10 protein-coding genes are annotated in these 10,049 nt (G+C 70.9%); 7 read left to right on the forward strand and 3 right to left on the reverse strand.

Annotated features, from left to right (window positions below; translation table 11 throughout):
• Nucleotides 1-88: 88 nt before the first annotated feature.
• Nucleotides 89-280, reverse strand: a complete 192-nt coding sequence (locus A5714_RS08780) for a ferredoxin (protein WP_068070030.1) — start codon at nucleotides 278-280, stop codon at nucleotides 89-91.
• A 17-nt stretch (nucleotides 281-297) separates the two neighbouring features.
• Complete coding sequence (locus A5714_RS08785) at nucleotides 298-2,688, reverse strand: CoA transferase (RefSeq protein ID WP_068284589.1); 2,391 nt, start codon at nucleotides 2,686-2,688, stop codon at nucleotides 298-300.
• A 94-nt stretch (nucleotides 2,689-2,782) separates the two neighbouring features.
• Here A5714_RS08785 and A5714_RS08790 point away from each other — a divergent pair, with 94 nt between their 5' ends.
• Together A5714_RS08790 and A5714_RS08795 are read left to right on the forward strand one after the other, a co-directional pair.
• Entirely contained in the window at nucleotides 2,783-3,595 is an 813-nt protein-coding gene (locus tag A5714_RS08790) for a FadR/GntR family transcriptional regulator (protein WP_068284591.1), read from the forward strand.
• 11 nt (nucleotides 3,596-3,606) lie between these two features.
• Nucleotides 3,607-4,326, forward strand: a complete 720-nt coding sequence (locus A5714_RS08795; protein ID WP_068284593.1) for an SDR family oxidoreductase — start codon at nucleotides 3,607-3,609, stop codon at nucleotides 4,324-4,326.
• Here the strand turns inward: A5714_RS08795 and A5714_RS08800 are convergent.
• Nucleotides 4,289-5,155, reverse strand: a complete 867-nt coding sequence (locus A5714_RS08800) for an LLM class flavin-dependent oxidoreductase (protein WP_068284597.1) — start codon at nucleotides 5,153-5,155, stop codon at nucleotides 4,289-4,291. The genes A5714_RS08795 and A5714_RS08800 overlap by 38 nt on opposite strands.
• Nucleotides 5,156-5,224: 69 nt before the next feature.
• Here A5714_RS08800 and A5714_RS08805 point away from each other — a divergent pair, with 69 nt between their 5' ends.
• The 5 genes from A5714_RS08805 to A5714_RS08825 all read left to right on the forward strand — a co-directional run.
• Complete coding sequence (locus A5714_RS08805) at nucleotides 5,225-6,301, forward strand: acyl-CoA dehydrogenase family protein (protein ID WP_068284608.1); 1,077 nt, start codon at nucleotides 5,225-5,227, stop codon at nucleotides 6,299-6,301.
• Nucleotides 6,298-7,395 (forward strand): acyl-CoA dehydrogenase family protein, encoded by a 1,098-nt coding sequence (locus tag A5714_RS08810; RefSeq protein WP_068284599.1) that lies wholly within the window; start codon nucleotides 6,298-6,300, stop codon nucleotides 7,393-7,395. Before A5714_RS08805 ends, A5714_RS08810 begins: the two co-directional genes overlap by 4 nt.
• Nucleotides 7,392-8,549 carry an acyl-CoA dehydrogenase family protein gene (locus A5714_RS08815; protein ID WP_197513623.1) on the forward strand — a complete coding sequence of 386 codons (1,158 nt, stop codon included), beginning with the start codon at nucleotides 7,392-7,394 and terminating at the stop codon, nucleotides 8,547-8,549. Before A5714_RS08810 ends, A5714_RS08815 begins: the two co-directional genes overlap by 4 nt.
• Nucleotides 8,546-9,481, forward strand: coding sequence for an acyl-CoA dehydrogenase family protein (locus A5714_RS08820; RefSeq protein WP_068284604.1), 936 nt, complete (start codon nucleotides 8,546-8,548; stop codon nucleotides 9,479-9,481). The genes A5714_RS08815 and A5714_RS08820 overlap by 4 nt, the downstream gene beginning before the upstream one ends.
• On the forward strand, nucleotides 9,478-10,049 hold a 572-nt coding region (locus A5714_RS08825), incomplete at its 3' end, for an AMP-binding protein (RefSeq protein ID WP_156747236.1). The genes A5714_RS08820 and A5714_RS08825, both read left to right, overlap by 4 nt.

Below are 10,049 nucleotides of genomic sequence, written 5' to 3' on the forward strand. Positions count from 1 at the left end.
CGCGGGCGGCGTCGGCGCCGCGTGGGACGCGGCGGGCGCGGCGAGGGTCCGAGCGTAACAGCTTGGGAGACAGCGTGTTTCGCTGTCGTCACTCCCGTAGCCGCAGAGCCGCCTTCGGGCACTGGTCGACCGCGGCGCGCACGTCGATCTCCCGGTCCGGTGGCACCGGGCCGTCCGCGATCTGTACGACGTCTTCGTCGCCCAGTTCGAAGACGTCGGGCGCCAGCGATTCGCAGAAGCCGTTGGCTTCGCACAGGTTCTCGTCGACCGTCACACGCATGTTGCACTCCATTCCCTCTACAGGCCTTTGGGTCGGGTCCCGATCACGCCGCTGGCCGTCAGACGCGTCAGGTCGTCGTCGCCGAGCCCGCATCGTTCGCGCAGGACTTCCTCGTTGTGCTCGCCGAGTCGCGGCGGCGGCCGCAGCAGCCAGCGGTCTTGGCCGGCGAGGCGGGCGAACGGTGGGCACGGGTAAAGCCCCGGGCCGGTGCTCGGGTGGTGCAACGCCTCAAAGAATCCGCGGTCGCGCAGTTGCGGGTTGTCGGTCACCAGCGACGGGGACACCACCGGGGCGGCGGGGACGCCGGCGGCGGCCAGCCGCTGCACCGTCGGGCCCTGCGGTTGCTCGGCGAACCATCGGGCCAGCCGGGCGTCGACGTCGTCGGCGCGCCGGCATCGCCCGGTGGCGGTGGTCAGGTCGGCGTCGCACCACGCCGGCCGGCCCATCAGCTCGACCAGCGCGTCCCACTGCCGGTCGTCGCGGACGCTGACCGCGATCCACCCGTCGTCCTCGGCGCAGCGGTAGATGTTTTGGACCACGGCGCCGTGGCCGCGGTTGCCGCGGCGGCCCAGCGTCACGCCGAACACCTCGAATTCGACGGCTTGCAGGGCGGTCGCGTTGAGCACCGTCTCGAGCATGGGCAGCTCCAGCAGCTGGCCGGTCCCGGTGCGTTCGGTGAAGTTCAACGCGGCCAGCACGGCGAACGCGGCGTGCACGCCGGCCAGCGGGTCACACGCCCCGCGCGGGGTCACCGGCGGCCCCTCCGGCAGGCCGGTCACCCAGGCGAGTCCGGCGATCTGCTCCATGGTCGGCGCGAACCCGACGCGGTCGCGCCACGGACCGGCCAGCCCGAATGCGGGCATGCGCGCGAAGACCAGCCGCGGGTTCACACGCAGCAGCGCGTCGGCGGTCAGCCCGAACTGCTCCATCACCCGCGGCGAGAAGTTCTCGATCACCACGTCGGCCCCCGCGACCAACTCGGTGAACAGGCGCCGACCGTCCGGCGAGCCCAGATCCAGCGTGACGGAACGCTTGTTGGTGTTCATGGCGTGGAAAACCCAGCCGTACTCCCACCAGTCGTCGACATCGGTGCGCATGCCGCCCGAATACCGGATGCCGTCCGGGCGCTGGATGGACTCGACCTTGACGACGTCGGCCCCGAAGGCGGCCAGCAGGTGGGTGGCCGCCGGGCCGGCCCAGAACGCCGTCAGGTCGACGACGCGCAAACCGGCCAGCGGCGCCCCCGCGGGGAGCGGCCCAGGGCCCGATGAGGTTGCCTGCCAGGGTGATTCGTCATTCGCCTCGCCGAGTTCGGGCGTCTCACCGGGCGGTGCTGGCATGCAGGCCGACATCAGCCAGGGCGGCCGGGGTTGGGAGAAACCGGCCGGGTTGCGGACGAAAGCCTCGCGCTGGGTTACGTAGTCGAGCCGCCCGATGGTGGAGCCATTGCCCAGCGCCGCGACCGGCAACCGGAACAGCTGGCCCAACTCGACGATCTCGGCGACGGTGCGTTCGGCCAGCCAGGGCCGGATCTGCTCGCGGATCAGGTCGCGGTATTGCCAGCGTCCGATCTGGAAGCGCAGCTGCTCGATCTCCTCCAGCTGCGGGCATTCGACCATCGCGACGAAGTCGAGCCATTGCTGACCGGTGACCATGGTGAAGCCGACGTAGCCGTCCCTGGCCGGTTCGATGGAGGGCACTTCGGTGGTGCGCCGGACCAGCGGCACCCGGAGCAGCTGCGAGTGCAGCCATTCGCTGCTCTGCATCGCGGTGATCGCCTCGAGCATGGACAGGTCGAGATGTGCACCGGCGCCGCCTCGTTCGACGCGGCGCCGCACGGCCAGCGCGCCGAAGGCGGCGTAGACGCCGCCCATGTACTCGCCCAGGTCCCCGCCGATGCAGATCGGCGGTCCGGCGGGATCGCCCCGAAAGCCCGGCGAGCCGGCCCACGCCTGCAGGGTGAACTCGGTGGCGGCCCGGTCGGCGTACGGGCCGTCCCACCCGAAGTCCGAGATCGTGACGACGACCGCGCCCGGCGCGTCGTCGAGCAATCGGCACGGGTCGACGCCCAGCGCCGCCGCCTGCGCCCGGCCGGCGGTGACGACGACGACGTCCGCGCCGGCCAGTTCCGCGCGGTGCCGCTGCGAACCCGGCGCGGCCGTCAGGCTGCGCTTGCCGGCGTTGAGGTAGCTGAACAACGGCGCCGCCCGCCCGTCGGGACTCGGCGCCCCGCACGCCGTGTACCGGCGCAGCCAATCGCCTTGCGGGGGCTCGATTTTGCGGACCTGGGCGCCGGCGTCGGCCAGCAGCTTGCCGCAATAGCTGCCGGCGATGCGGTCACTGATCTCGACGACGCGCAGGCCGTGTAGCGGCGTGGGACGATCGCCGGACCGCTCGCTCACTGGCATTCGCCCTCCCGATCGACGCGCGATGCGAGAAGCCATTTATACCATTACTGCTAAAATAGCTAAGCCAGCCAGTTGGCTTGACCTCGAAGATCGGATGACCGCCTTGGGAATTGGCCCCGACGCCCGTCGCCGATTGTCGGCGCCCCGGATCGCAGAAATCGTAGCCGACGAGTTGCGCCGCCAGATCATCGACGGGGAGTTGGCCGACGGCGACCTCCTGCCGCGCCAGGAGGTGCTCGTCGAACAGTTCAACGTCAGCCTGGTATCGCTACGGGAAGCGCTGCGGATCCTCGAGACCGAGGGCCTGATCTCGGTGCGCCGCGGCAACCGCGGCGGCGCCGTCGTCCACGCCCCGGCCAAGACCAGCACGGCCTACATGCTCGGCCTGTTGCTACAGAGCGAATCCGTCACCGTGGCCGACCTCGGCATGGCGCTGCAGGAGCTCGAACCCGCCTGCGCCGCGCTCGCCGCCCGGCGCCCCGACCGCGCCGACACGCTGGTGCCCGAGCTGCAGCGGATCAACGACGCCATGGCCGAGCACCTCGACGACGGCCCGCGGTTTACCGAAATCGGCCGCCAGTTCCACGATTTGGTCGTTCACGGCTGCGGCAACCGCACGATCATCGCCGTCGTCGGCAGCCTGGAGACGCTGTGGACCAACCACGAGCGGCAATGGGCCGACGAGAACGCAGCGCGCGGCACCTACCCGTCCTTGACCAAGCGCCGCGCGGTGCTCAACACCCATGTCAAGCTCGCCGAGACCATCGCCGAAGGCGACGTCGACCGGGCGCGCCGCATCGCGGGCCGTCACCTGGCCGACACGCAAACCTACGTACTCTCGGACCGTTCCGAGCAACGCATCAACGCGCTGTCGCCGCAAACGTTGTCGCGGCCGCGGCGCGCCTGACGGGCGGTGTCGTGCGGACCGCGTTAGTCACCGGCGGCAGCGGCGGAATCGGAAAGGCCTGCGCGCGCACGCTCGTTGACCGCGGCTACGACGTGACGATCGCCGCGCGCCGAGAGGAAGCCTTGCGCACGGCCGCCGACGAGATCGGGGCGCGGCCCCTGGTCGCCGACGCGTCGGATCCCGTCGGGTTCCCGGCGGCGTGCCGCGCGCTGGGCGCGATCGACCTCCTCGTGCATGCCGCCGGCGCGCTCGGCGGCACGTACGCCCGTAAGCAGACCTTCGAGCAGTGGCGCGCCATCATGTCGGCGAATCTGGATTCGTGTTTCGTCGTGACCTCGGCGGTCCTGCCGGTGATGCGGCCGGGCTCGCGGCTGGTGTTGATCTCGTCGTCGGCGGCGCACGAACCGATGCCGGGCCGCACGGCCTACTCCGCCTCCAAGGCCGGCATGAACGCGTTCGCGCGGGCGTTGGCGCTCGAGGTGGACCGCGACGGCATCAGCGTGCACCTCGTCACGCCGGGGCCGGTGGCCACCAACATGCTGCAAGACGTTCCGTTCGAGATGTACGCGATCCAGGCATCCGACGTCGCCGAGACGGTCGCCTGGCTCGACACGGTGGACGCGTCGGTCGATCTGCCGGAGGTCCGATTGTCGGCCGTGCAGCGGGGCCCGTTCGCGCGGCCGCCGGTGGTGCCTACCGAAGCGCGACGGCGCCGCCAGGGAACGCCTTGATCACCGACTCGCCGAACTCGCGCAGGGATTCGGGCGCGGCGAAGTCGGCGAACCACACGTAGAACCGTTCGACGCGCTGGTCGGCCAGGCCCGCGAAATGCTCGATCAACTCCGCGGCGTCCCCGCAGAGCAGCCCCGAGCCCAGGCTGCCGAACCGTCGGGTGCTGACCTCGCGCACGGCTGCGGGATCGCTGCCCGACCGCACGAACCCGATCATCTGCTGAATGGACAGCCGGGCCGTCCCCGCCGACGGGGTGAGGGCGGCCAGCCGGTCGAGATGGGTAGCGGGCACGTTCCACCAATCGGCATGGCCGCGAACGAGTCCCATCATCCGGCGGCCGGTGCCACCGAGAACCAACGGGATCGGGTGGGTCCGGCGGGGGGACTGGGGGTCGGCCCCCGGCTCGTCACCCCAGTATTGCTTGAGCAGCGCGAGGTTGCGTCCAAGTCGCTCCACCCTGGCCACCGGATCACCCTGACCGACACCGAATCTCGTGAATTCGGCGGGCCAGGATCCCGCGCCCAGGCCGAGGTCGAATCTGCCCTCCGACGCGTCGGACAGGGTGACGGCCTGCTTGGCGAGCACCGCGGGGTGCCGGAACGCGTCGCAGAGCACCAGGTGGCCCACCCGCAACCGCTGCGTTTTGGCCGCCACCCAACTCGCCACTCCCATTGCCTCCCAGATGCTTTCGCTGGGCAACCCGGGGGCTTCCAGGTGGTCGATGAAGGCAATGCCGTCGAAGCCGCTGGCCTCGGCGTGCCGAGCCCGCTCGGCGATATCGGCCATCGACAGCCGCACCTGCGGCAAGAACAGATACCACTCCACCATGTGCCACCTCAACGTGAGCATGACTGCGCCGGTCCGCTAGTTTATTATCTTTACTATGTTAGGGGCATGGTGGACGTAGGGCTGCAGGCGGAGCACCTGTCGCTGCGCGACGCGGTTCGCGACATCTTGAGAACGGAGTGTCCGCCCGACGCAGCCCGCCAGGCCATCGCCGACCCGGACCGCTGGCGCGCCCTGTGGAAGACGGTCGTCGGGCTGGGCTGGACCCAGCTGGCGGCCCCCGGCGCCGACTACGGACCCGTCGAGCTGGTCGTGGTTCTCGAGGAGTGCGGAGCCGCCCTCGCCCCGATCCCGTTGCTCAGCAGCGTCGGTCTGGCCGCGGGCGCGCTGCGCGACACCGGCCTGGACGCGGTGCTCGCCGAGATCTCCGACGGCACGGTGGCGACCCTGGCGGTCCACGGTGTCGGCACCCGGCTGCCGACACCGACGATGACGCTGTCCGGCGGGCGGGTGCGCGGCCGGGCGGTGGCGGTGCCCGACCTGAGCCGGGCGGAACTGGTCGTCACGCTGGCCCGCGCCGACGAGGGCGGCATCGTGGCGGCGGTCCTGCGGTGCGGCGACGGGCTGACGACGACGCCGGTCCGCGAGTCCACCGACCCCGCCCAGCCGCTGGCCGACGTCGAGGTGGATGCCCGGCCGGTGGCGGTGGCCCCGCTGCGGGCGGGAGTCGTCGACGCGGCGCTGGCGGCACCGCTGCTGGCCTGCGCCGCCGATCTGGTCGGCGTCGCCGCCGGCGCGTTGCACCGGTCCGTCGAGCACGCGAAGGTTCGGCGACAGTTCGGCAAGCCGATCGGCGCTTTCCAGGGGATCAAACACGCGTTGGCCGACAACTACGTCGCTTTGGAACGGGCTCGCAGCCTGACTTACGCGGCGGCGGCCCGGCTCGCCGAGGAGGGCACGGCGCCGGCCGACGCGTGGACCGCCGCGGCGCTGGCCAAGGCGGCGGCCGGTGACGCGGCGACGGCTTGCGCGCGCACCGCGGTCCAGGTGCACGGCGCTTTGGGCCAGACCTGGGAGCATGACATCCACCTCTACGTCCGCCGGGCGTGGCAGGGCGCCGCCGCGCTCGGTGACAGCCGCGCCCTGTATCACGAACTGGGCCAACGGTTTTGCGAGCGCGTGGGATGAGCGCGGTGGTCGAGGAGTTCGGCGCGTGGTTGGCGGCCTTCCTGCCGGACGACTACTACGCGAACTACCGCGCGTACCGCTGGGATCTGCCGCTGCGCCGCGACTATCAGCGGGCCGCGTTCGAGGCCGGCTGGCTGCAACCGACGTGGCCTCGCGAGCACGGTGGACGAGCGCTGGGCCTACGCGACGCGATGGAGGTCCGCATCGAAGCCGCGGTGCGGTCCGCGCCGAAGCTGCCCAACATCCAGGGTCCGGGCGTCGCGGCGCCCGGCATCCGACAGTTCGGGACGCCCGCGCAGATCGAGCGGTTCCTCGTTCCGCTGCTGCGCGGCGACGAGTGGTGGGCCCTGGGCATGTCCGAGCCCGAGGCGGGTTCCGATTTCGCCGGCCTGCGCACCCGCGCGCACCTCGACGGCGACGCGTTCCGGGTCACCGGGCACAAGATCTGGACGACCCAGGCGCACGAATCGCGGTGGTGCACCTTGTATGCCCGCACCGATCCGGAGGCGCCCAAACATCGGGGCATCAGCTGCCTGATCGTCGACTTGCACTCGCCCGGCGTGCGGATCGAGCCGATCCGGATGGCCTCCATCTCGGACGAGACATTCTGCGAGGTGTTCCTCGACGACGTCGAGGTGCCCGCCGACAACCTGCTGGGACCCCTGCACGGCGGTTGGAACGTCGCGTTGTCCTCCCTGCATCACGAGCGCCAGATGATCTGGATCATGAACTGGGTCGAAATTCAGCGTGGCCTCGACGCGGTGCGGCGCGCCGACGCCGGTCCGGACCTCTACGCCGAACTCGGCTCCCTGCTGGCCGACGCAGAAGCGCTGCGCGCCACCGGATACCGCTCACTGGGCAACGAGCTCGCCGGCCGGCCCAGCCCGGAGTCGGACACCATGAAACTGCTCGGATCCGTGACGCTGCAACGGGTTTGGGAGCTGGGCGCGGCCGCGGCGGGTCCCGCCTCGGCGGGTGACCCCGATCTGCTCTTCGAGCGTCAGGACGCCTTGGCCGCAACGATTTACGGCGGCACCTCGGAGGTGCAGCGCAATATCATCGCCGAGCGGCTGCTCGGGTTGCCGAAGGGATGACGACCATGGATTACGACCTCGGTGACGACGCCGGGCAGCTGCGCAACCATCTGCGCGAATTGGTGGCCCACCACATTCCCGCGGATTTCCTGGGCGCCTGCACGGAGAACCCGCAGGACCTCGCCACCACGGAGACCTTCTGCAAGCTGCTGGCCGCCGAGGGGCTGCTGGCGTTGGCGTGGCCGAAAGAGCATGGCGGCGGCGGGGGTTCGGTGTGGCAGCAGACCGTGCTGCGCGAAGAGATGTGGGCCCAACACGAACCCCGCGGTCCCCAGTACATGGGCATCAACTGGGTCGGGCCCGCCCTGATGCGCTACGGCACCGCCGAGCAGAAGGCCAAGCACCTGGCGGCCATCGCCGCCGGCGACGTGATCTGGTGTCAAGGGTTCTCGGAGCCGGAGGCCGGAACCGACCTGGTGTCGCTGCGCACCCGGGCGGTGGCAGATGGTGACGGTTGGCGCATCACGGGCCAGAAAGTGTGGACCTCCTACGCGCTGATGGCGTCGTGGTGCGTGCTGGCCGCGTGCACCGATCCCGACGCGCCAAAACACAAGCGGCTCACGCTCTTTCTGATCCCGATGGACAGGCCGGGATTCACGGTTCGCGGCATCCCGTCGATGCTGGGGCCGCATCACCTCAACGAGATGTTCCTCGACGACGTGCCGGCGTTCCCCGGCGACGTCCTGGGCGAGGTCGGCGACGGTTGGCGGGTGATGCGCGAGGCGCTGGCGTTCGAGCGGGTGGGTATCGCGCGCTACGCGCGCTGCGAGTCGCTGCTCGACCGGATGGCGGCCCAACTCGGCGACGACTGGGACGGGTTGCCGGAATCGATTCGGACCCGGTGGGTGCGGGCGCTGGTCGACCTGCGCGTCGCCCGGTTGCTGGCCTACCGCGCCGTGTCTTTGCAGGACGATCCCGCGGCGGGAGCGGCGGCCAGCGCCGCGCGCATCGCCACCACGACATGTGACCAGCAGGTCGCCGAGCTGCTGTTCGACGTGCTCGGACCCACCGCCCTGGACAGCGGTTCTGCCGCTCCCCTGCACGGGGCGATCGAAGACCATTGGCGCTACGCCCAGGCCGCCACCGTCGCGTCGGGCACCATCGAGGTCCAGAAAATGTTGGTGGCCCGCGACGTATTGGGAGAGAGCCGATGAAAACCGAACTGCCGCAGGACATCAGCGACTTCGCCGCCGTTGCCGGCAAGCGGCTGCTGCTGTTGGGTGGGCCACCGGCGGCGCTGCGCGCCGAGACCGACGACACCGTTCGGGACGCGGCGCGCGCGGCGCTGACCGAGGTCGGCGCGTTCGACCTGGACGTGCGGTCGGCGCCGGACGACCGGCTGGCCGCCGCGGTGCTCTGCCAGGCGGCGGGCGCGACGGCGCTGCCCTACCCGCTCGTGGAGGAGTTGCTGGCGATCGACGGCGCCCGCCTGGCACTGGTCGATCCGCGGGCCCCGCGCATCGACCACGGTGACTTGCCGGGCGCCTGGATCGCCGCGGACCTTGACGGCCACCGCTACCGCCCACAGCCCGCGCGGCGGACCGGTGCGAAGCTGGGCCCCTTCCTCGTCCCGGCGACCCTGTCCGGGCCTGATGGCGCCGTCGCGGTCGCCGACGTTAATCTTCATCTCGTGCTGGGATCGTGGCGGATTCTGGGAGCGCTGCAACAGTCGTTGCGGATCGTCACCGAACACGTGCGTGCCCGCATCCAGTTCGGCAAGCCGCTGGCGGACTTCCAGGCCGTTCGCTTCGCTGCCGCCGAGGCCGCCGTCGGGGTTCGCGGACTTCACGAACTGGCCAAATACAGCATCTGTCGGCCGGAATCCGCACCGCCGCAAGTTGTTTTGGCGGACGCACTCGTTCTGCGGCTCAAGGCGGTCGACACCGCGCGGCAGGTGCTGCGCACCTCCCACCAGCTGCTCGGGGCCCTCGGGTTCTGCGACGAGTCCGACGTCAGCGTGCTCGACCGGCATACCCAGCCGCTCATCCGGTTGCCGGTGGGCGCGGAGGGGTTGGCGCTGCGCCTGGTGCCCGGCGTGCGCGATGGCGCCGTCGAGACATTGTTCAGCGGGCCGGTCCCGGCATGACGACCGAGCCCGTCGCGGCGGCCGTGCCCCCTAACCCGTTCGAGGGTGGGGTTCCCTTCGGCGTCAAGCTGCAAGAGCTCGCCGAGCACCGCTCCGACGACCCGGGCGTGACGATCGTCGCGCTCGACGGGACGGCGTCGTCGCTGTCCTTCGGTGAGCTCGACGCCCGGGCCAACCAGTGGGGCCGGGCGCTGGCCGCCTCCGGCGCCGAGACGGGGTCCTTTGTCGCGCTGGCGATTCCGAACTCCGCGCACCTGGTGTTGGCGACCCTGGGCAGCTGGAAGATCGGCGCTATCCCCGTGCCCATGCACTGGGACCTCCCCGAATGGGAGCGGGACCGGGTGCGGGCGGTCATCGACCCCGCCGTCGTCGTCGACGAACAGACCCGCCGGGAGTTGGACGCCCACGCCGCCGCCGAATCGAGCGACCCGTTGCCCGCCGCCGTCTCCCCCGCCGCCAACGGGATTTGCAGCAGCGGCTCCACGGGTGTCCCGAAAGTCATCCTCAACCTGGCCCCGTCGTTGTGGATCCCGCAGCAAGGCGAACCGTTCCTGTCGAACTGGACGCC

The sequence above is a fragment of the Mycobacterium sp. E2462 genome, assembly GCF_001672685.1.
In the GTDB taxonomy this organism is placed as follows: domain Bacteria; phylum Actinomycetota; class Actinomycetes; order Mycobacteriales; family Mycobacteriaceae; genus Mycobacterium.